At 62.7% G+C, this 22,289-nt stretch carries 19 protein-coding genes; 11 read left to right on the top strand and 8 right to left on the bottom strand.

The window, feature by feature from the left end; all coding sequences use genetic code 11:
- Positions 1-7: 7 nt before the first annotated feature.
- The 3 genes from U0029_RS00795 to U0029_RS00785 all read right to left on the bottom strand — a co-directional run bounded on the left by U0029_RS00795 (position 8) and on the right by U0029_RS00785 (position 2,948).
- Entirely contained in the window at positions 8-592 is a 585-nt protein-coding gene (locus tag U0029_RS00795) for a cysteine hydrolase (RefSeq protein ID WP_236824182.1), read from the bottom strand.
- Positions 593-658: 66 nt separating this feature from the next.
- Complete coding sequence (locus tag U0029_RS00790) at positions 659-1,420, bottom strand: SDR family NAD(P)-dependent oxidoreductase (RefSeq protein ID WP_012418894.1); 762 nt, start codon at positions 1,418-1,420, stop codon at positions 659-661.
- Between the two features lie 82 nt (positions 1,421-1,502).
- A complete protein-coding gene (locus U0029_RS00785) occupies positions 1,503-2,948 on the bottom strand; it encodes an FAD-dependent oxidoreductase (RefSeq protein ID WP_114852080.1) in 1,446 nt (481 codons plus the stop codon).
- A gap of 297 nt (positions 2,949-3,245) precedes the next feature.
- On the opposite strand from U0029_RS00785, the gene U0029_RS00780 reads away from it, so the two are divergent.
- The 4 genes from U0029_RS00780 to U0029_RS00765 all read left to right on the top strand — a co-directional run bounded on the left by U0029_RS00780 (position 3,246) and on the right by U0029_RS00765 (position 6,690).
- A complete protein-coding gene (locus tag U0029_RS00780; RefSeq protein WP_012418896.1) occupies positions 3,246-4,226 on the top strand; it encodes a Bug family tripartite tricarboxylate transporter substrate binding protein in 981 nt (326 codons plus the stop codon).
- A 61-nt stretch (positions 4,227-4,287) separates the two neighbouring features.
- Complete coding sequence (locus U0029_RS00775; protein ID WP_114852081.1) at positions 4,288-5,409, top strand: MmgE/PrpD family protein; 1,122 nt, start codon at positions 4,288-4,290, stop codon at positions 5,407-5,409.
- A gap of 99 nt (positions 5,410-5,508) precedes the next feature.
- Complete coding sequence (locus U0029_RS00770) at positions 5,509-5,697, top strand: hypothetical protein (protein WP_114852082.1); 189 nt, start codon at positions 5,509-5,511, stop codon at positions 5,695-5,697.
- Positions 5,698-5,721: 24 nt separating this feature from the next.
- Positions 5,722-6,690, top strand: a complete 969-nt coding sequence (locus U0029_RS00765) for a tripartite tricarboxylate transporter substrate binding protein (RefSeq protein ID WP_114852083.1) — start codon at positions 5,722-5,724, stop codon at positions 6,688-6,690.
- 80 nt (positions 6,691-6,770) lie between these two features.
- Here U0029_RS00765 and U0029_RS00760 read toward each other — a convergent pair whose 3' ends face one another.
- Both U0029_RS00760 and U0029_RS00755 read right to left on the bottom strand, forming a co-directional pair.
- Positions 6,771-7,742, bottom strand: a complete 972-nt coding sequence (locus tag U0029_RS00760; RefSeq protein ID WP_012418899.1) for an electron transfer flavoprotein subunit alpha/FixB family protein — start codon at positions 7,740-7,742, stop codon at positions 6,771-6,773.
- On the bottom strand, positions 7,739-8,530 hold the full coding sequence (locus tag U0029_RS00755; protein WP_114852084.1) for a hypothetical protein: 792 nt from the start codon (positions 8,528-8,530) through the stop codon (positions 7,739-7,741). Before U0029_RS00755 ends, U0029_RS00760 begins: the two co-directional genes overlap by 4 nt.
- Before the next feature lie 294 nt (positions 8,531-8,824).
- On the opposite strand from U0029_RS00755, the gene tcuA reads away from it, so the two are divergent.
- The 6 genes from tcuA to U0029_RS00725 all read left to right on the top strand — a co-directional run bounded on the left by tcuA (position 8,825) and on the right by U0029_RS00725 (position 17,268).
- Positions 8,825-10,321: an FAD-dependent tricarballylate dehydrogenase TcuA gene (gene tcuA / locus U0029_RS00750; protein WP_197535394.1), complete on the top strand. Its 1,497-nt coding sequence runs from the start codon at positions 8,825-8,827 to the stop codon at positions 10,319-10,321.
- Positions 10,322-10,428: 107 nt separating this feature from the next.
- Positions 10,429-11,178, top strand: a complete 750-nt coding sequence (locus U0029_RS00745) for an electron transfer flavoprotein subunit beta/FixA family protein (protein WP_012418902.1) — start codon at positions 10,429-10,431, stop codon at positions 11,176-11,178.
- A gap of 20 nt (positions 11,179-11,198) precedes the next feature.
- A complete protein-coding gene (locus tag U0029_RS00740; protein WP_114852085.1) occupies positions 11,199-12,131 on the top strand; it encodes an electron transfer flavoprotein subunit alpha/FixB family protein in 933 nt (310 codons plus the stop codon).
- Between the two features lie 100 nt (positions 12,132-12,231).
- A complete protein-coding gene (locus U0029_RS00735) occupies positions 12,232-13,215 on the top strand; it encodes a tripartite tricarboxylate transporter substrate binding protein (RefSeq protein WP_114852086.1) in 984 nt (327 codons plus the stop codon).
- A gap of 2 nt (positions 13,216-13,217) precedes the next feature.
- On the top strand, positions 13,218-14,078 hold the full coding sequence (locus U0029_RS00730) for an isocitrate lyase/PEP mutase family protein (protein ID WP_114852087.1): 861 nt from the start codon (positions 13,218-13,220) through the stop codon (positions 14,076-14,078).
- A 502-nt stretch (positions 14,079-14,580) separates the two neighbouring features.
- Positions 14,581-17,268 carry an autotransporter family protein gene (locus tag U0029_RS00725; RefSeq protein WP_162790354.1) on the top strand — a complete coding sequence of 896 codons (2,688 nt, stop codon included), beginning with the start codon at positions 14,581-14,583 and terminating at the stop codon, positions 17,266-17,268.
- Positions 17,269-17,376: 108 nt separating this feature from the next.
- Here the strand turns inward: U0029_RS00725 and glmS are convergent, their stop codons facing one another.
- Positions 17,377-19,209: a glutamine--fructose-6-phosphate transaminase (isomerizing) gene (gene glmS / locus U0029_RS00720; protein WP_012418907.1), complete on the bottom strand. Its 1,833-nt coding sequence runs from the start codon at positions 19,207-19,209 to the stop codon at positions 17,377-17,379.
- Positions 19,210-19,357: 148 nt separating this feature from the next.
- Here glmS and U0029_RS00715 point away from each other — a divergent pair, with 148 nt between their 5' ends.
- Positions 19,358-19,846, top strand: a complete 489-nt coding sequence (locus U0029_RS00715) for an Lrp/AsnC family transcriptional regulator (protein ID WP_012418908.1) — start codon at positions 19,358-19,360, stop codon at positions 19,844-19,846.
- Here the strand turns inward: U0029_RS00715 and U0029_RS00710 are convergent, their stop codons facing one another.
- Together U0029_RS00710 and U0029_RS00705 are read right to left on the bottom strand one after the other, a co-directional pair.
- Positions 19,847-20,902, bottom strand: a complete 1,056-nt coding sequence (locus tag U0029_RS00710) for a glycosyltransferase family 4 protein (RefSeq protein WP_114852089.1) — start codon at positions 20,900-20,902, stop codon at positions 19,847-19,849.
- On the bottom strand, positions 20,899-22,221 hold the full coding sequence (locus U0029_RS00705) for a UDP-glucose dehydrogenase family protein (protein WP_114852090.1): 1,323 nt from the start codon (positions 22,219-22,221) through the stop codon (positions 20,899-20,901). Before U0029_RS00705 ends, U0029_RS00710 begins: the two co-directional genes overlap by 4 nt.
- Between the last annotated feature and the right edge of the window lie 68 nt (positions 22,222-22,289).

Below are 22,289 nucleotides of genomic sequence, written 5' to 3'. Positions count from 1 at the left end.
CGGCCCGTCAGGCGGTGAAGTCCAGGTTGGCGGCAGTGGTCACCTGCTTGCAAAAGCGGGTGATGCTGCCGATGGAGTTGCGATGCTCTTCCTCGCTATACGCACAGCAGGCATCTTCGATCACGATCACTTCGTAGTCGCGGTCGTGGGCATCGCGCACCGTGGCTTGCACAACGGCTTGTGTCGACACGCCAGAGCAGTAAATGCGGGTGTAGCCACCCGCGCGAAGCTGAGCTTCCAGCGTAGTGGAATAAAAAGGGCTGACGCGATGCTTCACGACCTGCACGTCACCAGGACGCTGTTCCAGGTCGGGATGGATTTCGGTGCCAAAGCCGCCCAGCTTGAACATGCCCGCCTTGGGCGCGCCGCCAAAAACCGGGGAGTCCTTGGGGCATTCCTGGTATTCAGGAGAGAAGCCCACGCGCACCCACCCCACGGCCACGCCAGCGGCACGGGCCTTGGCCAGCGCGGTAGCGGTGTTGGCGATGATCTGGCGTGCGCGAACCTGTTCGCCCATGGGGGACTTGCCGTTAGGGCCGTCCACGTGGACCAGGTCGTTTTGCATGTCGAGAACGAGATAGATTGCCTTCATATTGAAAATTCCTTGTGTTGGCATAAAGCCGTTAGGCGAAGAAGCAAAGCGGTCGAAAGCAGGAGATCAGTCGCACCACATGCCGCCGTTGACATCGAGCACTTCGCCAGTGATGAAGCTGTTTTCCTGACTCGCCAGAAACAAAATGGCGGTGACGACGTCGCCGGCACTGCCCATGCGGCCCACAGGCAGCATGGCCTGGAGCGTGGCCGGAAAGCTAGTGGTCATTGCTGTGGCGATCGGGCCAGGAGCGACGGCATTAACCGTAATGCCATAGGCCGCGAGCTCCTTGGCTAGAAACCCTGTCATGGCATGGATGCCGGCCTTGGACACGCCGTAGGCGACATTGCCGGCACGCTGCTGTTCGGTGGGATCCATCCAGGGACGGGGATTGCCGGCATTCTTGCCGACGACCGAGCCTAGATTGATGATGCGGCCGAAACCCGCGCGCTTCATGCCGGGAATGACGGCCTGACAGGTCATGAAGCTGCCTTTGAGGTTGATGTCGATAACCCGGTCCCACTCGAGTTCCGAGAGTGCTTCGGCCGAGCCGAAAGACACCACGCCTGCGACGTTGATCAGCAAATCGATAGGACCGAGCTGTGCCTCGGTGCGCGAGACCAGGCCGCGAATCGAGGATCTGTCGGTCACATTGAGGCGAACCAGGTGTTCGGTGCGCAAATCGGCTTGTGTCCAGGGCCGTCCGCTGGCGCCGTCGGCGGCCACGACGTGGGCGCCCAGGCGGCGCAACTCGGTGACCAGCGCGCTGCCAATGGCCCCGGCCGCGCCTGTGACAAAGGCGATACGGCCTTTGAAATCTGTCGTCATGTCATCTCCTTGATCTGAAGGTGTGGCGTCAGAAACATGACCTTGCCCGAACCGCAGGCGAAGCCATGCCTTCCACAGCCATTCAAGCCGCGGCAGTCTCACGGGCAGCCTTGGCGCCGGCAATGCGGCCAAACACCAAGCCCTTCAGCACAGAGGTCGCACCGGTGTAGTTGCCGTAGTAGATGCCCACGGTTTCGCCTGCTGCAAACAGGCCGGGGATGGCGTCACCGTCGCTATTGAGCACGTTGGCGTCGGTGTTGATCTTCAGGCCGCCAAAGGTGAACACATTGGCCGAAATGATGGGGTAGGCGTGAAAGGGAGCTTCCGTCAGGGGGCAGGCCCAGTTGGACTTGGGCGGGTAGAGACCCTGGGTCGCCACACCATCCACCTTGAGCGGCGTCCAGTCCGCACCGCTGCAGGCTGCGTTATAGGCCTGTACGGTCTTTTCCAGTCGGTCTGCCGGCACGCCGATCTTGAGCGCCAGTTCGCCGATGGTGCTGGCCGAGACGGGCGGCCGGTCGGTGCGGATGCCCAGGCGATAGTTGGGGATGCGGGTATGGCGGGCATCCAGAATCGTCCATGCCGTGCCGTCGCGCTGTTCAAAGATGCGGCGTGTCACCGGCTCATAGCAGGCGTCCACGGTGGTGGGCGCTTCATCGGTGAAACGTTCGCCGTCCTGGTTGACCAGAATGCCGTAGGGGAAGATGAAGATCGACGGCTCGGCGATGCCCGAGCGTGGGTCCACAGGCTCTGCGTGGTAGCTGCCAAAGTCACCGCAGGCTGCCGCGCCGATATCGATGCCCATGCGGATGCCTTCGCCACGGTTGTAATAGGCGCCTTTGCACACGGGGCGTAGGTAAACCGAACGAGGGCCCACGTAGCGCGTCATCATCTCGGTGTTGCCTTCGAAGCCGCCGCAGGCCAGCACGACCTTGCCATGCAGTTTGATCTGCTTGCCACGCACATTGGCGCGCAGGCCGATGACTTCGCCTTCGTCATTCTGTAGCAGCAACTGTGCCGTGGTTTCATACATAAAAGTCACACCCAAGGCTTCGGCGCGGGCTGCCAGCACATCGACCAGCGCCTGGCCGCCACCGACGGGCAGCAGACGCGGCTGGGATGCGGTCAAAAACTGCGTGGGCAGGAAGTCAAAGCGCGCGCCCAGACCTTGCAGCCAGGCGATGGTGCCCGGTGCGGCATTAGCAAAACGTTCGATCAGGTTGGGGTCTGCAAGGCTCAAGCTGCGCGTCAGCGTCGTCCCCTGGGAGTCGGTGGCGGCCTGCTCGACCAGCTCGGGGTCGATGCTGCCGGAGCCGTTTTCCGCCAAATGGGTTTCAAAGTCATCGCTGACCTCTGTCAGGCTCTTCATGCGCAGATAAGCCTCGGTGTAGCGGCTCTGACCGCCACGATCCGACTCCGGCGCGCGCTCCAGCACCACCACTTTTGCGCCGCTCTCGGCGGCCGAGACTGCTGCCGACAGTCCGGCCACGCCACACCCGGCCACCACCACATCGAAATTGTTTTGCATGCTTTGCTCCTGAAATCTGCGCCGTGCTTTTCCGGCTTTGCGCAATCATTCCGAAGCGGCCGCATGGTGAAAAGGGTTTACAAGCGAACACTGTTTTTAATTGGATCGATGCACGGGAATGCCACCCTGAGTTTTCGGTTTAAACGAAAAGCGAATTCGCAGCGTGCGACTGTTGGCGCGCCGCCTTACTCCGCATCATTCCGAACCACGCGTGCATTGATTGCACGTGTCTGTGGGGGGCGATCTCATCGCTCCTGCGGCAGGAGACAACAGAGCGCCCCCGAGGAGTCATGCGCCATGAAAAAAATTTGCACACTGGTTTTTTCCGCCCTGGTGGCCGTCAGCGGCTCAGTCCATGCCCAGACCCCGGAAGCGCCGGCTAACTACCCTAGTCAAGCCATCAAACTCATCGTGCCCTGGCCCGTCGGTGGCGGCACCGATGCGGTATCTCGCCATGTGGCCGCTGTCATGGGCAATCAGCTCAAGCAGCAGATGGTGGTTGACAACCGCCCGGGCGCCAATGGCCTGCTGGGCACAGAACAGGTTTCGCGCGCCCAGCCCAATGGCTACACGCTGGGCATTGCTTCGGTGGAAACCCATGCGATCAATCCACATGTCTACAAGCGCGTGAACTACAACGCGCAAAAAGACTTCACGCCCATCGCATGGGTGGGCGAGTTCCCCTACGCCATGGTGGTGCGCCCCGATCTACCCGTAAAAGATGTGGCTTCGCTGGTCGAACTGGCCAAAAAAGCGCCAGGCAAGATGACCTATGCCTCCTGGGGCGTTGGCAGCTCTTCGCAGATCGCCTTTGAGATGTTCAAGCAGGCCGCCAAGGTGGATTTCCTCCACATCCCGTTTCAAGGGGCGGCACCCGCTATTACGGCCATTGCCTCGGGCCAGGTGGATGTGTTGATGGTGCCGCTGTCAGTGGCCATGCCTCAAGAACGCGGAGGCCGCCTGAAGATGCTGGCGCTGGCCTCGGCCAAGCGTATGCCGGCCGCGCCAAATCTGCCCACGCTGGCTGAGCAAGGCTTCCCCGTGGAGGGAGGGACCTGGTTGGCCGTCATGGGGCCTGCTGGTGTGAATCCGGTCATCGTGGAGAAGGTCAACCAGTCGGTCAAAGCCGCGCTGGCCAACAAGGAGCTGCAAGACACACTGATCGGTCTGGGTGTGGAGCCGCTGGCGATGGAGCCCGATGCCGTACAGCGCCGCATCAGCGAGGAGTCCGCCCGTTGGAGCAGCGTCATCAAGACAGCGGGCATCAAGCTCGACTGACGCCGGTCCTTTTCAAGCACGGGCTGCCTGACGGCAGCCCGCTGTTCTGGTGAATGCTGCGATGAACGATACCTCTTCTGCTGCAGGCCTGAGCCGGCAACTGATACGGCTGCTGCTGCGGCGCCGAGAACGTAGTGACATTTCCGCTTCATTGCGCGCTAAGCTGCGGCTGCATGTGGCCGATGCCGTGGCCATTGGCTGGGCAGCCACCGCCAGCCCGCCGTTGTCGCAGCAACTCATGGATGCCATGTGTCTGGGCGTAGAGGGGGGAGCCTGCCAAGTGTTCGGCAGCGATCGCCGGCTGCCTCCCAGCCTGGCAGCCTTTGCCAACGCAGCACTGATCCACGCCCTGGACTTCGATGATATTCACGATATCTCCCGACTGCATCCGACGGCGGTGACATTGCCCGCAGCGCTGGCTGCGGCGCAATTGACGCAGGCTCCGATGTCCCGCGTGCTCGACGCGGTGACGCTGGGCAACGAACTGATGTGCCGGCTGGGGGCCATGCTGCGTCCGCAGGGCAAGGGACCGGGATCTGACTGGTTTCTCACGCAACTGTTCGGTTACTTCGGGGCGGCCTTTACTGCAGGCGTCGTGATGGAGCAGTCCGAAGACCAGCTGGTGGCCGGCTTCGGGTTTGCCTATATGCAGGCGGCCGGAGGCAAGGAAGCGGGATTTGGCGTGGGCTGTACCGGCCGCAGTATTTATCCGGCTTTCTCGGCCATGGGCGGCATGATAGCGGCGCAGCTCAGTCAGGCAGGCCTGACCGGCCCGGCTTCGGCGCTGGACGGCGCAGCCAATCTGTTTCGCCTCTATCTGCAAGGCGATCCCAGCGAAGCACAACAGGCCCAACTGCTGGATACCGAGCACTGGGAATTTGCCGCGACCTGCATCAAGCCCTGGCCCAGTTGCCGGCTCTCGCACCCCTATGTGGCGGCGGGCCTGGCGCTGCGCCAACAGCTAGGCGGTGAAGGGATCGAACATCTGGAAGTGGCGGTTAATGGTTCGGCCGCCAAACTCTGTCACCCGCTCGCTCAGCGCCGCAGACCGGAAACACTGCAAGACGCCAAGTACAGCGTGCCCTATATGACCGCATACGCGCTGGTGCATGGGCAGGTGGATCTTCCGGGCCTGCGGCAGGAAGCCCTGTCCGACCCCGAGGTTTTGGCATTGACGGACTGAATCAGCATTGTCGAGACCCTGCCGGACGGCCCCGGTCATCCGCCAGCGCAACTGCAGGCCATCACCACCTCCGGGAAGGCGCTGCGGGTCACAGCGCCTATGGATTTCGATCTGGACGAGCGTGGCGTTCAAACCAAATTCATCCACTGCCTGGCGCAGGCCGGCCTAGAAGACTGCGCACCTGCCGCTTGGCAGGCGCTGCTCAGCGCCGACGCATTGCCGGATGTCGCGCTGCTGATGAATCCGGCGCTGGCGCAGCCTCAGGGCCAGCGACGCCAGCCCGAGTGAAAAAAGCTCACAAGGAGACCGAGCATGAAACACCCCCCCGTCCGGCTAGGCATCCTGGCCTGCGTCATTGCGATGAGCACCGGCGCCGCCATCGCACAGACCGATTACCCCGGCAAGCCCATCAAACTGATCGTGCCTTTCGCTGCAGCAGGTAGTACCGACATCATGGCGCGCACACTGGCCAATGCGCTGACCAAGGAGCTGGGGCAGACCGTGCTGGTCGAGAATCGTCCGGGCGCGAGCGGCAACATCGGGGCCGATGCCGTGGCGCATGCGCCGGCAGACGGCTATACGCTGTTGTACACGTCCACCAATCTCACCGCGAATCCCGCGCAAATGCCGGTGAACTATGACGTGGTGCGCGACTTCGCACCCATTTCGCGCGTTGCCTTCCTGCCCCTGGTGCTCATCAAATCGTCCACCGTGCAGGCCAACACCGTGCCCGACCTGGTCCGTGACATCCGCAGCCAGCCGGACAAGTACAACTTCTCCTCCAGTGGCGTGGGCGGTGCGCCGCACATGGCCGGAGAGCGCTTCAAATCCGTGGGCAAGCTGGAGATGGCGCACGTGCCTTACAACGGCGCAGGCCCTGCCCTCAACGATGTGGCCGCAGGCCGCGTGCAGCTCACCTTCACCACCTTCTCGTCGGCACAGGCCTTGCTCAAGACAGACAAGATCGGCGCACTGGCCGTGGCGCATGACCGCCGTCTGCCTTCGCTGCCGCAACTGCCTACCTTCAAAGAGTACGGAATGCAGGGGCTGGAAATGGGCACCATGAATGGCCTGCTGGCCCCGGCCAAAACACCTCAACCCGTCATCGACAAGCTGTACGCCGCCGTGCAGAAAGCCGCAGCCAGCCCCGAAATGCGTAAGCAGTTCGAAGAACAGGGCGCTGACCTGCTGGCGGAAGATCCGGCAACGTTCGCCAGCTATATCCGCAGCGACGTGCAGCGCTGGAAAGACATGATGTCAGGCATCGAGGTCGCTAAATAATTTCTCACGCGAGCGCCGCCTGGCCACAAGCGGGTCCCCGCAGCGCCAAAGCGCCGCGGGGCATTGTGCTTGTCCATGCATCAGGCGGCGGTCCGCAAGGCCTCCAGCAGGGCGGGCAGCAGGTTTTGCCATTCCGCCACCACACCGTATTGCGCGCGCTGAAAGATGGGAGCTTCAGGGTCCTTGTTCACGGCAATGATGCGGCTGTCTTGCGATACACCGGCCATATGCTGGGGGGTGCCGGAGATACCGACCGTGAAATAGATCTTGGGGTTGACGAACTTGCCGGACTGGCCGATCTGGCGTGCCACGGGCACCCAGCCAGCATCCACGGTAGGCAGACTGCCGCCCAAGGAGGCGCCGAGCTGCTGGGCGATATCGGCCAGCAGGGAAAATCCGGCCTCACCCTGCATGCCGCGGCCACCGCTAACAACCAGCCTTGCGTTCTCCAGCGGCGGCAGCCGGTCATCCGGCTCCAACACAGCGGCCTGCACCGGCGCAGGCAACTCGGCCTGAAGAGGCATTGCATGCACCTGCGGGGCGATTCCCGCCTCCGCGCCGGCAGCGGGTGCCGGACGCCAGGTGGCGGTGCAGATATCGCTGCGGCTATCGAGTCGCAGGGCCACGCGCCCGCCGAAAGCCTGGCGCTCGGCGCTGACGCCATCCGCCGCGATCTTTATCTGCACGCAGCGCCCCAGATGGTCGCCCTGCAGGCTTGCGGCCAGCAGGGCCGCGCACTCTTCGGAGAGCGGGCCAGGGGGCAGCAGGATAAGCGACCGGGCCGCTGCGCCAAGGTGTTCCAGGGCTTCCTGGATGCATGGCAGCAAATGGGCCGCATCCAGACGCTGTAGCGCCGGATGCTGGCACTGCCACCAGTGGGCGGGCCCGGGCAGGGCGAGCGGCGCGATGCCGGGACTGCCTGCGCCAGCCAGGGCCAGCACAGTCAGCGTGCCGCCTTGCGCCAGTGCCGATGCCGCCTGCAACAGGGCATAGGGGGCGTCACAACAGTCGGCAGGGGGTAAAACCAGAACGATTTGGCGGGGCGGTGTCATGCTGTCTCTCCGGAAGTCAAAAGCAGCGCCGCCAGGGCGCGCGCCTGGATGCTCACATCACCGGCGATCATCTGGCAGGGCTCGGCGCGCTCGGGGGCGCTAGCCAGGCCCATGGCGCCCAGTGTCAGGGATGCCGGGGCACTGTTCTGCGGCAGCGGCTGCAGCATGAACTGCATTTTTTTGGCAGTCATCACGTTCTTGAGTAGAGGATGGCGCAGCTTGTTGCGTGCATGGTTCGTGACGGCGGCCACGACAGGGGTGGGCTGCGTCAGCACTTCCTGCACCGTGCCGAACTGGCGCAAGATATGCAGCAAACCCGGGCCGGCCTGCTGTACATGCATGGCCTGAGACACCAGGGGCCAGCCCAGCGCGTAGGCCGTGGCGGCAGGGACACCGCCGTCGTCCTCGTCGCCGAATTCGCGGCCGATCAGCACCAGATCCAGGGTGTCACCTATCTGGGCTTGCACAAAACCGCTCAGACCGGCCGCCAGGGCGCGGCTGTTCCATGCCGGAATCTGCTGCACGGAGTAGGCCAGCACGGCATCCAGACGGAAGCTGGCGACGTGTTGCAGCAACTTGTCCTGGGCGGTGTTGGCCGCCACCAGGGCTGTGAGCTGCACTGAGGGGTCTGCATCGCGCAGTTTCAGGCCCAGCTCCAGAGCCGCCTCGTCAAAGGGGCTCAGCAGGGCATGGCCCGCACGCAATGCCTGCATGGTTTCGGCGCTGACCGGCCGAGGAAGTGGCAGCTTGGCGTCCGCAATGCCCGAAAGAATGATCAGTACGTTCATTGAAATGGTGCAAGAGGTGGCTTGAATAACCGGGAGTGTCCTCGCGCAGCCCGGCCTGACCAAGCGCGCCAGGCCGAATAATCATTTCGGCTGGACCGGCAGCTTGCGCAGACCTAGCTCTCCCCGTGACAAGCCGCTTGTTCGGACTTACCGAATTCTTCTTTCGCCGGCGCGGTCTGTGCAAGCCGGCGCCCCCTCCCTAGACTGCCGCCAGTTCGAAGCCATAGAGGCTTTAGCGTTTTTTGCAGGCCGGTTGCGCCGCCCTGCGGATAGGTGCTTGTTTCTGGAGGTCTTGTGAGTGATTCCAACCTAGCCAAATCGGTGGATGTTCTGGTAGTCGGCGCTGGTAATGCCGCCCTGTGTTCCGCCCTCGCTGCAGCCGAGCAGGGCGCTAGCGTGCTGGTGCTCGAACGGGCGCCGGAAAGCGCGCGCGGCGGTAATTCAGCCTATACGGGCGGCGCGTTCCGCGTGGCGTATGACGGTGTGGAAGACATTCAGAAGCTGGTGCCGGACCTGTCCGCAGACGAACTGGCGAAATCCGATTTCGGCGCCTACCCAGCCTCGCAGTATTTTGATGAACTGATCGAAATGAGCGGCATGCGCGCCGATGGCGATCTGGTCGAAGTGCTGGTCAACCGCAGCTTCGAGACCCTGCAATGGATGCGCAGCCATGGCGTGCGCTTCATTCCCATTCATGGCCGTCAGTCCTTCCTGGTCGATGGTAAAAACAAGTTCTGGGGCGGCCTGACGGTGGAAGTATCCGGCGGCGGTGCCGGTCTGGTGGATGCTTTATTCACCAAGGCCGAGAAGCTGGGTATCCGCATTGCCTACGACCACAAGATGACCGAGCTGATCGTGGAAAATGGCAGGGTCTGCGGTGTGGTGGCTTCCCACAAGGGCCAGACGCTGCGGCTGCGTGCCGGCGCAGTCATTCTGGCCGCCGGCGGCTACCACGCCAATGCCCAGTGGCGTGCCAGCTATCTGGGTAAGAACTGGGACCTGGCGAAGGTGCGTGGCTCGCGCTACAACACCGGCCTGGCCATTCAGGCGGCGCTGGACATGGGCGCGCGCGCAGCCGGTCACTGGACGGCCTGCCACAGCGTGTTCTATGACGCGAATGCGCCCGAGTTCGGCCAGCCCAACCTGCTCAACCAACAAAAAAACTATTTCAATCTGGGCGTGGTGGTCAACACGCTGGGAGAACGGTTTGTAGACGAAGGCGAGAACTTCCGCAATTACACCTATTCGCGCATGGGGGCCGCCATGCTGCAACAGCCCAATGCCCGAGGCTGGCAGATTTTTGATGCCGTGGGCGCGAAGCTGCTGCCGGACGAATACCGCGTGCGCCATGCCACCCGTTATCAAGCTGACACGCTGGAAGCGCTGGTGGCGCAGTTTGACGGGGTGGATGCGCCACGCCTGCTGCAAACGCTCAAGGCGTTCAACGACGCCGTGGACCGCAGCCTGCCTTTCAATCCCGCCGTGCTCGACGGCCGCTGCACCAGGGGGCTGGCCGTCAACAAGAGCAACTGGGCACTGCCGCTGGAACAGGGGCCGTTTGTCGCTTACGAGGTGAGCTGTGGCATCACCTGCACCTATGCCGGCGTGGCGATCACGCCGCAGGCGGAAGTCCTGGACGAAGAAGGTTTCCCCATGCCCGGCCTCTACGCTGCCGGTGAAATGGTCGGTGGCCTGTACTTCAGCAAATACCCCGGTGGCGCGGGCCTGACCTCGGGTTCGGTCTTTGGCCGTATTGCCGGTCAGCACGCCGCCCGCATGGCTGCCGCCTGAGCGCCGCTAAGGAAGTTTTTCTCGTGCGGGCGGCTGGCCTCATGCCCTGCCTGCAACGCCCTCCATCATGTCCGGCCCACAGGGCGGGACAAACCTGAAAGCCTCTCATGAAAGTTCTCGTAGCCGTCAAGCGTGTCGTGGACTACAACGTCAAAGTCCATACGAAGTCCGATGGCAGTGGTGTCGACATCGGCAACGTCAAGATGAGCATCAACCCCTTCGACGAAATCGCCGTCGAAGAGGCCGTGCGTTTGAAGGAAAAGGGCGTCGTCAGCGAAGTGATCGCCATATCCTGCGGCGTGCCCCAGAGCCAGGAAACCCTGCGCACCGCCATGGCCATCGGCGCCGACCGCGCCATCCTCGTGGAAACCGACGAAACGCTCCAGCCCCTGGCCGTAGCCAAGCTGCTCAAAGCCCTGGTGGACAAAGAGCAACCCGGCATGGTGATCCTGGGCAAGCAGGCGATTGACGACGATTGCAATCAAACCGGCCAGATGCTGGCCGCCTTGGCGGACCTGCCCCAAGCCACCTTTGCCTCCAAGGTCGAAGTGGCGAACGGCAGGGTCAGCGTCACCCGCGAAGTGGATGGCGGCCTGGAAACCCTGAGCCTGTCCCTACCTGCCGTCATCACCACCGACTTACGCCTGAACGAGCCCCGCTACGTCACCCTGCCCAACATCATGAAGGCCAAGAAGAAACCGCTGGATACCGTCAAGCCCGAAGATCTGGGCGTAGATGTGACCCCCCGCCTCAAGACCCTGAGGGTGGCCGAACCGGCCAAGCGCAGCGCGGGCATAAAGGTCCCCGATGTGGCGACGCTGATCGACAAACTCAAAAACGCAGCCAAGGTCATCTAGGCGTCCGGGAGATAAGCATCATGTCCGTACTTGTTATTGCTGAACACGACAACGCCTGCATCAAGGGCGCCACCCTGAACACCGTCACAGCCGCTCTGGTCTGCGGCGGCGACGTGCACATGCTGGTCGCCGGTGAAAACGCCGCAACCGCAGCCCAGGCAGCGGCGCAGATTGCCGGTGTGTCCAAAGTGATCCTGGCTGACGGCGCATCGCTCAACAACAGCCTGGCGGAAAACCTTGCCGCCCAGGTGTTGGCGATTGCTGGCGACTACAGCCATATCCTGTTTCCTGCCACCGCTTCCGGCAAGAACACCGCCCCCCGGGTCGCCGCCAAGCTGGACGTCGCCCAGATTAGCGAGATCACGGCCGTGATCTCGGCGGACACCTTCGAGCGCCCCATCTATGCCGGCAACGCCATGGCCACCGTGCAATCGGGCGATACCACCAAGGTCATCACCGTGCGCAGCACCGGCTTCGATGCCGCCGCAGCCACAGGTGGCGCGGCCGCCGTGGAAACGGTGGCGGCCGTGGCGGACTCGGGCAAAAGCGCCCTCCTGGGGCGCGACGTGACCAAGAACGACCGCCCGGAACTCACCACCGCCAAGATCATCGTCTCCGGCGGTCGCGCGCTCGGTTCGGCTGAGAAATTCACCGAAATCATGACCCAACTTGCTGACAAACTCGGCGCCGCCATTGGTGCAAGCCGTGCCGCCGTGGACGCAGGCTACGCCTCTAATGATTTGCAGGTCGGTCAAACCGGCAAAGTCGTCGCGCCTCAGCTATACATCGCTGCCGGTATCTCTGGTGCGATCCAGCATCTGGCGGGCATGAAGGACTCCAAGGTCATCGTGGCGATCAACAAGGACCCTGAAGCGCCTATTTTCTCAATCGCCGATTATGGCCTGGAAGCGGACTTGTTTATGGCCGTTCCGGAACTGGCAGGGGCGCTGTGACAAGCCCGGCAGAGGCCTGTTGCAAAACTCGGGACAATGCCTTTTTTACGCACGCGGCCATCGAGGCAGTAGATCGCCCGCTGGTCGAGAGGAGACAAGGTTGACCATCTATTCCACGTTCAAACGGACCCTGACACTGCTGGCGCTGGGTATCGCTACCTCATGCGGCGCCTATGCGCAGAGTCCGGCCTATCCGCAAAAGCCGATCCGGCTCATCGTCGGTTTTCCCGCAGGCGGTGCGACCGACGTCGCGGCCCGTCTGGTCGGAAACAAGCTCTCAGAGATCATCGGGCAAGCCGTGATCATCGAAAACAAGCCCGGCAGTGCCAGCAACATTGGCGCAGACACCGTAGCCAAGGCGCCTGCCGATGGCTATACGCTGTTGTTCGGCACCATCGCACTGGCGGTCAATGGCAGCCTCTATCCTAAGCTCAGCTACAACCCGAGCAAGGACTTCCAGCCTGTCGCCATGGTGTCCTCGACCCCCTTCATTCTGGTCAGCAACCCTGCGGCGCCCTACAGCGATCTCAAGGACCTGCTGGACAAAGCTCGCCAGAGCCCCCGCGAAATCTACTACGCCACGGCCGGCAACGGTTCGGGTTCGCACCTGTTTATGGAGATGTTCCTGAAAATGGCGGGGGTTTCCATGACCCACGTTCCCTACCGGGGCGCGGCGCCGGCCATGAACGATGTGCTGGGCAATCAGGTGCCTCTCACCTTCGACAACATCATGACGACGCTGCCCATGGTGCAGGCCGGCAAGCTCAAGCCGCTGGGCATGAGCACAGCAAGCCGTTCAAAAGCGGCGCCCGACATCCCGACCTTGGACGAAAGCGGAATCCATGGTTTTGATGCGTCGGCCTGGTTCGGCATCTTTGCGCCGGCCGGCGTGCCCGCCAGTGTGGTCAGCAAGCTCAATCATAGTCTTAACGCGGCCGTGCGTGACCCTCAGGTCAACGACAAACTGCTGCAAATGGGAGCCGACCCTGTCACCGCCTCTCCCGAGGATTTCGACACCTTCTTCCAGAACGAAGTCCGCAAATGGAAAGAGGTCATCGACTCCGCCAACATCAAAGTTGAATAAACATGAATACACAGCAAAAGCTCCGGGAACTGGTCGATGCACGCCGTGGCCTGATCGTGCCCGGCGCATTCAATGCGCTGTCGGCGCGTGTGGTCGCCGACCTGGGTTTCGAAGCCATCTATGTCACCGGCGCCGGTGTCACCAACATGTGGTTCGGCATGCCTGATCAGGCCATCATGGGTTTGACTGACATTGCCGACCACACAGCCCGCATCCGTGATGCCGTGGATGTTCCGCTGATTGTCGATGCCGATACCGGCTTCGGCAATGCCGTTAACACCTACCATACCGTGCGCACGCTGGAACGGGCAGGCGCAGACTGCATCCAGCTCGAAGATCAGGTCAGCCCCAAGCGTTGCGGCCACTTCAACGGCAAAGACGTTATTGAAACCAGCGAAATGATCGGCAAGATCAAGGCAGCCGTCGATGGCCGCCGCAGCGAAGGTACGCTAATCATGGCTCGCACCGATGCGGCTGCCGTGCACGGTTTCGATGTCGCGGTTGAGCGTGCGCAGGCCTATGCGGATGCCGGCGCGGACATTCTATTTGTCGAAGCGGTGACCAGCGCCGAACACATCCGCGCCCTGCCTCAGCGCCTCAAGCAAGCCCAGCTGATAAACATGGTGATCGGTGGCAAGACGCCCATCACGAATACGGATGAGCTGGCCAGCATGGGCTTTAGCATCGTGCTGTACGCCAACGCGGCCTTGCAGGGGGCGCTTGCCGGCATGCAGCGCGCGCTGGGCGCCCTGCAACAGGACAGGAATCTCCAGGAAGATCCCGCACTGGTGGCACCCTTCAGCGAACGCCAGCGTCTGGTGAACAAGCCCCTGTGGGATGCGCTGGAAAGTCAATACCAGTGATATCGGGGTGACGGGCCAGCGAACCGCAGCGGCCATGCTCTTTCTCTCAACAGCGCTTCGGAACCAGCCTTAACAGCGCGTTAGCCCGTTTCAATCTTCTACCCATGCGTCGCGCATCGGCGCTGAAGCATGCGCGGCAGCCAAGCCTGACGCGGGTCCGCCCCCAGGCTGCGACCCGCCGCAAAGCTCGGCCTTCATACAAGGGGGCCGTGCTGGCTAGCCAGGCTAGCATTACCGGCAGCCATCCAGTTTGCCTTGCCTCCAGCCGCTGCATATCAAGCCGTCGTCCGCTAGCAGCCCTGGCTGCCAGGTCTAGGCCAAACACAGCGCTGTGAGCCGCGTGCCGCCCTGACCAGCCCCAGACGGGCCCCTATGTCTTTCATCTTCGGAAACGACAGGGCGTTGGCCGACGTGTTACAGCCCTGTAACTCAACCGGACATCCGCTGCGCTGAGCAAATGTTAATCTCAGACAAAAAAACGCACGTCCGGAGACTCGCCGTCATGACGCAATACCCTGCCCGCCGCCCCCCTTCACATGCGCTTACCGCCGTCGTCCTGGCGCTGTCCTCGCTTGCCCTGCCTAAAGACGCGTCAGCCGATAAAGATTGGTTCGATCCTGCGACCTGGCCAAACGGCACTGTGCCAACGAGCGGCGACGCTGCCAATATCGGCGGTGGTGAGCGGGTTATGCTGAGCGGCGCGGGCGCGGTGTACAGCCTCAGTATCAGCAATAATGTCTGGAATACGAATGTCAGCTCCCTCGTGGTTTCGGGGAATAGCGCGAGCCTGACCGGTTCCTATATCCAGGTAGGGGTAAACGGTGGAAGCGGGGCGCTTACCCTGAATGACCAGGCCTGGTTGAACACCGCATCCCTGACCCTCGCCAGCACGCTTGATTCCAGTGGCAGCGCAACCGTGGATAACTCCCGGGTGACGGCAGGCAGCATTTCAATCGCGGGTTCGGGTACCGCGACGTTCTACGCGCAAAAGGGCTCCACGGTCAACGTGAATCAGACCATCCTCGGAGAGTGGGGCAAGGGCAACGGCACCCTCGTGATCAGCGATGGCTCGACCTGGAACAATTCAGCCAGGTTTTCGGTGGGGACGCTGTCATCCGGCACGGTTAAAGTCCTGAGCGCCGGCGTACTTTCCACGACCTCCGGCGCGACCCTGGGAGGGACAAGCAACGGTGCGGCGAGCGGAAGCGTCCTGGTGCGTGGCAATGGCAGCGAATGGCGCTCAGGCGGCACGGTGACAGTGGGCGAGGCAGCAACAGGCAAGGTCTGGCTGCTTGAGGGCGGCAGCTTGTCCGCGCCCAAAATCCTGATCGCCAATCAAGCCTCGTCGAAGGGGCAACTCCTTATCGGAGGCGAGCCCGGATCGCCGGCACAGCCGGGGGGACGTCTTGATGTCGGTGCCATCGAGTTCGGGGCCGGCGCCGGCACACTCATTTTCAACCTGAGCGGATCGCCAATGAGCTATGCCGGGACGCTGGCGGGCCCCGGCCAGGTCAGGGTCCTCGCCGGCAACCTCGTTTACACCGGCAACAGCGCTGCGGCGATCAGTGTGCTGGGCGACCCCCGCATCTTTGTCGAGGGCGGCACGCTGGATGTCCGTGGGCAACTGCGCGGGCAAACGTCTGTGCTCGATGGCGGACGCCTGGGCGGCAACGGCGCTGTTGGCGCGACGCAGATTTCCGCCGGCGGCAGGCTCGCGCCAAGCGGGACGCTCACTGTCAATGGCGATTTGTCACTGAGCCCCAACGCGGTCTACGAGGTGCGTGCAGCCCCGGACGGCACGGCTAGCCGGGTCGTCGTCAACGGCCTCGCGAGCTTGGCGGGCTCCGTGCTTCACGTCGGGCCTGACGGCGAGTTCGCCCCCTACCAGCGCTACACCATCATGCAGGCACAGACGCTCGCGGGCGCCTTCGACAGCGTGTCGTCCAACTTCGCCTACCTCACGCCTTCGATCTCCTACTCCGGGCAAGACGTACTCCTGGAACTGAGGCGCAGCACAGTAACGAATCCGAACGGGCCGGAGCCGATCCGGTTTTCCGCCCTGGCCCGCACCCCCAATCAACGCTCGGTCGCCCAAGCACTGGAGTCTCTCCCCGTCAGCAACGACATCCACCAGGCCGTCCTGACGCTGCCTGCCGGCGCGCCGCCGGCGGCACTTGCCCAACTCGCCGGAGAGCCCCTTGCCACCACGGCCAGCGCGCTGGGCGGGCTGGCCGTGAACGCGCGCAGCCTGCCTATGGCGCAGCTTCGCCGCAATTTGAACGCCGCCCCGTCGCCAGGCGCGCCGACGGCCTCTGCGGGAACGAGCGACGCGCCGATCTCCGCCGCCGTGCTCCCCGATCGGGGGACATCGCCTATGTGGGCTCAGCTCGTCGGCCAATGGCAGACGGGCGGCGGAGAAGACGGCATTGCCCGTTTTCGGCAGCATACCGGAGGGGTTTTCGCCGGCGCGGACGGCGCCCTGGCGAGCGGATGGCGGCTAGGCGCAGCAGTCGGTGTCAGCAACAGCAAGATGGATGTGGGCAGCCTCAGCAGCCGCAGCGACATCGACAGCTATAGCGCCACGGTTTATGCCGGCCGCCGCTTCGATAGCGGTGCCGGCTCTTTCAATGTGCTGCTTGGCGTGGGCTATACCTGGCATGACATCGCCAGCCAGCGCCACGTGCAATTTGCTGGCGTGGACCAGAAACTGAGCGCGAACTACGGCGCGAGCACGGGGCAAGTCTTCGCAGAGCTGGGGTATGGCCTGCCCGTGGGCGGGCGCAGCGTGATCGAGCCCTACGTCGGTCTGGCCTTCAATGACCAGCGCGTGCGGGCTTTTAGCGAAACCGGCGGCTCGGCCGCCTTGCGCAGCGAGCGCCAGCACGACCAAACGACGACGACGACGCTTGGCCTGCGCGCGAGCACCACGGTCGACGACCTGACCCTCAGCGGCGGCGCAGGCTGGCGTCATGCGCTGGGCGACCTGCGGCCGCAAAGCCGATTGGCCTTCGCCGACAGCGCCGTCTTCACGGTGGCGGGCGCCCCCATCGCGGCCAATGCCCTCGTCACCGAGCTGGGCCTGTCGTGGCAGGCCTCGCGTTCGCTCGCGCTATCGCTGCGCTATGACGGCGAATATGGTGGCGGCAATAAGCTGCACACAGGCATGCTGCGAGCGGCCTGGGCCTTTTAGCCGTCGTAGTCCGCAATGGTTAAAAATAGACCGCCATCAGCGGTCTATTCCATGAAAACCACGAGGTTTAAGAAGGCTTATCGCAAGCGGAACACCGCTTTTGCGCGCTTACTCCACCGTAACGCTCTTAGCCAGATTGCGCGGCTTGTCCACGTCGGTGCCGCGTGCGCAGGCCGTGTGATAAGCCAATAGTTGCAGCGGGATGGTGTGCAGGATGGGAGACAGCGCGCCGTAGTATTCGGGCATGCGGATGACGTGCATGCCTTCTTCGTTGACGATCTTGCTGTCGGCGTCGGCAAAGACATAAAGCTCGCCGCCGCGCGCGCGCACTTCCTGCATATTGGATTTGAGCTTTTCCAGCAGCGCGTCCTTGGGTGCGATGGTGACAACAGGCATGTGCTCGGTCACCAGGGCCAGCGGGCCGTGCTTGAGTTCGCCAGCCGGATAGGCTTCGGCATGGATGTAGCTGATTTCCTTGAGCTTGAGCGCCCCCTCAAGCGCGATGGGGTAATGCATGCCACGGCCCAGGAAGAGCGCATTTTCCTTAGAGGCGAAACGGTCGGCCCAGGCCATGATCTGCGGTTCCAGCGCCAGCACGGCGCTGATCGCCACGGGGAGATGGCGCAGGGCCTTGAGGTAGTCCGCCTCTTGTTCCTCACTGAGCTGGCCACGGCTTTGCGCCAGGGTCAGGGTCAACAGGAAAAGGGCGGTAAGCTGGGTGGTGAAGGCCTTGGTCGAGGCCACGCCGATTTCAACGCCTGCGCGGGTGATGTAGGCCAGCTCACACTCGCGCACCATGGCGCTGGTGGAGACATTGCAAATCGTCAGGGTGTGGGGCATGCCCAGCGAGCGGGCGTGCTTGAGCGCAGCCAGGGTGTCCGCGGTTTCGCCAGATTGCGAAATAGTGACGACCAGGGTTTTGGGATTGGGCACGCTATCGCGATAGCGGTATTCGCTGGCGATTTCGACAGCCACCGGAATCTTGGCGATGGACTCGATCCAGTACTTGGCGGTCAGGCCGGCGTAGTAGCTGGTGCCGCAGGCCAGGATGAGCAGGCGGTCGATGTCTTTGAAGACCTTGTAGGCGGCATCGCCAAAGAGCTCGGGCGTAATCGCATCGATATCTTGCAGGGTGTCGCCCACGGCCCGCGGCTGCTCGAAAATTTCTTTCTGCATGAAGTGGCGGTAGGGGCCCAGTTCGGCCGCGCCGGTATGCACATGAACGGTGTTGATCTTGCGTTCGACCGGCTTGCCTTGCTGGTCGGTGATCCAGACGCGGGCCAGTTGCAGATCGACGACATCGCCATCTTCGAGGTAGATGATCTGATCGGTGGTGCCAGCCAAAGCCAGTGCATCGGAGGCAAGAAAGTTCTCTCCCTGACCCACGCCGACGACCAGCGGCGAACCCTGGCGCGCGCCCACGACGCGGTGCGGCTCATCGCGGCAGAATACGGCGATGGCGTAGGCGCCATGCAAACGCTTGACGGCCTGTTGCACGGCTTCAAACAGATCGCCGTTATAGAGGTGATTGACCAGATGCGCGATGACTTCGGTATCGGTCTGGCTTTCGAATACGAAGCCGGCCTGCTGCAACTCGGCGCGCAGTTCGACGTAGTTTTCAATGATGCCGTTATGCACCAGGGCGATGCGCGGCTCATCCTGGCCCACCGCCGAGAAGTGCGGATGCGCGTTATACGTCGCGGGCACGCCATGCGTGGCCCAGCGGGTGTGGGCAATACCGGTGAAACCGCTCAGGCTCTCCGCAGCGACCTGATCGGCCAACTCGGAAACGCGCTGGGTGCTGCGGCTGCGGCGCAGGTGGCCGTCCTGATAAACGGCGACTCCGCAGGAGTCATAGCCACGATATTCCAGACGGCGCAGGCCTTCGACCAGCACCGGAGTGATGTCGCGCTGGGCGACGGCGCCAACAATACCGCACATGAGCAGAGCTCCTTAATGAGTGAGTGCCTGCATTGTGCGCTGTGGCAAAAGAAATTTGATTTCTATATTTCGTCTTGTATGAACGTTTATTTTCTAACAATTAAGTGATTAAATATTATTTCTTAATTGATAAGAAAATGAATTAATCATGCAGGATTTTGCTCTTCAACCCGAGCTGGACGAGCTGGACCGGCGCATTCTGGAACAACTCCAGCACGATAGCGCGATCACCAACCAGGATCTGGCGCTACGGGTGCATGCCTCGCCGCCGACCTGTTTGCGCCGGGTGCGCCGCCTGACCGAGGCGGGCGTCATCACCCGGCAAGTCGCCTTGCTGGACGCGCAAAAGCTGGGCAGTTCACTGACCGCCATCGTGGAAATCACGCTGGATGTCCAGGCAGCCGAGCGCCTTGATGAGTTCGAGCAATGGATGCTGGCGGAGCCGGCTGTATTGCAATGCTATCGGGTGTCGCCGGGGCCGGACTTCGTGGTGATCGTGCAGGTGCGCGATATGCCGGCCTACCACGCGCTGGCACACCGCGCCTTTACGGCGCATGCCAATGTGCGCAATGTGAGAACGTTTTTCTCGATACACCGGGCGAAGTTCGAAACCCGTATCGAACTGCCGCCCGCGTGATCAGCGCATCAGGCGCTCGAACTGCAAGAGATAGCGCTTGCCCATTTCGCTGACGTCGTGCTCGGTGCGCACATAGTCGTAGGCCCGCTGGGTGATCTCTGCGCAAAAGGCGGCATCGTCCAGGCAGCGCGCCATGCCCTGGGCCATCGCGCTATGGTCGCCCACCGCCACCAGCACGCCACGACCATCGGCCAGGCTTTCCTTCAGGCCGCCCGCATCGGTGGACACCACCGGCACATGCTGCAAAAAAGCGTCGAGCACGCTGCTGCCCAACGCTTCTTCACAGGAAGCCATCACAAAAACGTCCATGATGCTGTAGAAGTCTTCGACGCCTTTACGAAAGCCGGTGAAGCGGTAGACATCTCCGATGCCTAGCTTCTCGACCTCGGCACGCGCCTCGGCCTCACGGTCGCCGCCTGCGCCAAAATGCAGAAACACGAAATCGCGCCGCGTGCGCGCCAGTTCGCCGACGGCGCGCACCAGCGTTACCGGGTCTTTATCGCGGATCAGCGCGGCCGATGTGGCCAGCACTCTCTTGCCATGCAACTGAAACTCGTCGACCAGACCCGCCACATTGGCAGGATCGATCACATGGGGTTCGACGGCGCTGCGGATGATGACGGGCTGCACGCCAAGGCGGCGCGGCTCGCTGGCCGCCATCTCGCTGATGGCAACCATCAAGTCCACATGACGCCATTTGAAGCCCGTCTTCCATTCTTCCCCGGGCTCGACCACAAAGGACGTGCGGCGCGAAAACACCACCGGGCGGCGATGCAGGAGCTTGGTGAGCACCGCCCAGGTATTGGTATTAGCCGTCTGCGAATGCAGGATGTCGAAGCCATGGCCGTGGCGAACGAGAAAGGCCAACTGGCCCGCCACATTGCGCACCCCGTGCGTGACAAAACCTTCAGAGCGGGCACGCGCCTCCAGCGGCCCGCCGGCCCGGCACAGCAGCTCGACCTGATGGCCGGCCTTGCGAAAGGCGCGCATGCAATAAAGCGTTTGCCGCTCGCCGCCACGCCAGCCTTTCTCAAAGTTGAGCTGCAATATCTTCATGCGCGGCCGATGCCTTGATATTCAAAACCTTGCTCGCGCATTTCCGCGGGCACCCAGAGATTGCGGCCATCGATCACCAGGGGCCGCTTGAGCAAGCGCTTCACGCGCTCCAGATCGGGGGCGCGGAACACCTTCCACTCCGTGGCGATGAGCAAGGCATCGGCCTGATCCAGCGTGTCATACATGTCTTGCATCATGCAAACGCCCGGGTTGTCCGCGAGCAGGGGACGGGCCTGATCCATCGCCACCGGATCGTAAGCAAGCACCGTGGCGCCGCGGCGCGTCAGCTCAGCGATGATGGTCAAACTGGGCGCCTCGCGCATGTCATCCGTATTGGGCTTGAAAGCCAGCCCCCAGAGGGCGAAGCGGCGGCCGCTGAGGTCTTCACCATAGATCGCACGGACCTTTTCAGCCAGGCGCAGTTTCTGGCGGCCATTGGCCGCCTCGACCGCACGGATCACCTCCATCGGCTCGCCATGCTCGTCAGCCGTGCGCACCAAGGCCTGCACATCCTTGGGGAAGCAGGAGCCGCCGTAACCCGCTCCCGGATAAAGAAATTGATAACCGATGCGAGGGTCGGCGCCGATGCCGCGACGCACCTGTTCGATGTCAGCGCCCAGCTTTTCGGCCAGATTGGCCATCTCGTTCATAAAGGAGATACGGGTGGCGAGCATGGCATTGGCGGCGTATTTGGTCAGTTCCGCCGAACGGACATCCATGACCATGAGACGCTCGTGCGTGCGCTGAAACGGCGCATAGATACGCCGCATAACATCCACCGCATGCGGATCATCGGCGCCGACCACGATGCGGTCCGGGCTCATGAAGTCGGCAATGGCCGCGCCTTCTTTGAGAAACTCCGGGTTGGATGCCACCGAAAACGGGATATCCACACCGCGCTCAGCCAGAACCTCGGCCATCGCAGCGCGAACCTTGTCGGCGGTGCCGACCGGCACGGTCGATTTATCGACCACGACCTTGGTGTCGGTCATGTGGCGCGCCACATTACGCGCCGCAGCCAGCACATATTGCAAGTCGGCCGAGCCGTCCTCACCGGGCGGCGTGCCCACGGCGATGAACTGCACCGAGCCAAACGCCACGCTTTGCGCGACATCATCCGTGAAATGCAGCCGCCCGCCGGCCACGTTGCGCCGCACCAGATCTTCCAGGCCCGGCTCATAGATGGGAATGCGGCCTAGGCGCAACTGGGCGATTTTGTCGGCATTGGTATCCAGACACATGACTTGATTGCCCATGTCCGCCAGGCAGGCGCCCGACACCAAGCCTACATAACCGCTACCTATCACCGTGATTTTCATGCGCACAGCCTCGTCAATCCTGGCGCCTCCCAAGGAGGCGATCTCCGTCTCATTATAGAAGCCCCCCC

Origin of the sequence: Bordetella avium (assembly GCF_034424645.1) — a bacterium.
In the GTDB taxonomy this organism is placed as follows: Bacteria; Pseudomonadota; Gammaproteobacteria; order Burkholderiales; family Burkholderiaceae_B; genus Bordetella; species Bordetella avium.
The sequence above is the reverse complement of the archived record's forward strand: the minus strand, read 5'-3'. Positions and strand labels throughout refer to the sequence as shown.

Coding starts and splice junctions, on each gene's coding strand:
- U0029_RS00760 (WP_012418899.1), bottom strand. CDS start 7,742: ATGACACCGCCCCGCCAAATCGTTCTGGTTTTACCCCCTGCCGACTGT.
- U0029_RS00780 (WP_012418896.1), top strand. CDS start 3,246: ATGAAAAAAATTTGCACACTGGTTTTTTCCGCCCTGGTGGCCGTCAGC.
- U0029_RS00785 (WP_114852080.1), bottom strand. CDS start 2,948: ATGCAAAACAATTTCGATGTGGTGGTGGCCGGGTGTGGCGTGGCCGGA.
- U0029_RS00715 (WP_012418908.1), top strand. CDS start 19,358: ATGCAGGATTTTGCTCTTCAACCCGAGCTGGACGAGCTGGACCGGCGC.
- U0029_RS00790 (WP_012418894.1), bottom strand. CDS start 1,420: ATGACGACAGATTTCAAAGGCCGTATCGCCTTTGTCACAGGCGCGGCC.
- U0029_RS00725 (WP_162790354.1), top strand. CDS start 14,581: ATGACGCAATACCCTGCCCGCCGCCCCCCTTCACATGCGCTTACCGCC.
- U0029_RS00765 (WP_114852083.1), top strand. CDS start 5,722: ATGAAACACCCCCCCGTCCGGCTAGGCATCCTGGCCTGCGTCATTGCG.
- U0029_RS00740 (WP_114852085.1), top strand. CDS start 11,199: ATGTCCGTACTTGTTATTGCTGAACACGACAACGCCTGCATCAAGGGC.
- U0029_RS00705 (WP_114852090.1), bottom strand. CDS start 22,221: ATGAAAATCACGGTGATAGGTAGCGGTTATGTAGGCTTGGTGTCGGGC.
- U0029_RS00730 (WP_114852087.1), top strand. CDS start 13,218: ATGAATACACAGCAAAAGCTCCGGGAACTGGTCGATGCACGCCGTGGC.
- U0029_RS00745 (WP_012418902.1), top strand. CDS start 10,429: ATGAAAGTTCTCGTAGCCGTCAAGCGTGTCGTGGACTACAACGTCAAA.
- U0029_RS00710 (WP_114852089.1), bottom strand. CDS start 20,902: ATGAAGATATTGCAGCTCAACTTTGAGAAAGGCTGGCGTGGCGGCGAG.
- U0029_RS00775 (WP_114852081.1), top strand. CDS start 4,288: ATGAACGATACCTCTTCTGCTGCAGGCCTGAGCCGGCAACTGATACGG.
- U0029_RS00770 (WP_114852082.1), top strand. CDS start 5,509: ATGGATTTCGATCTGGACGAGCGTGGCGTTCAAACCAAATTCATCCAC.
- glmS (WP_012418907.1), bottom strand. CDS start 19,209: ATGTGCGGTATTGTTGGCGCCGTCGCCCAGCGCGACATCACTCCGGTG.
- U0029_RS00755 (WP_114852084.1), bottom strand. CDS start 8,530: ATGAACGTACTGATCATTCTTTCGGGCATTGCGGACGCCAAGCTGCCA.
- U0029_RS00795 (WP_236824182.1), bottom strand. CDS start 592: ATGAAGGCAATCTATCTCGTTCTCGACATGCAAAACGACCTGGTCCAC.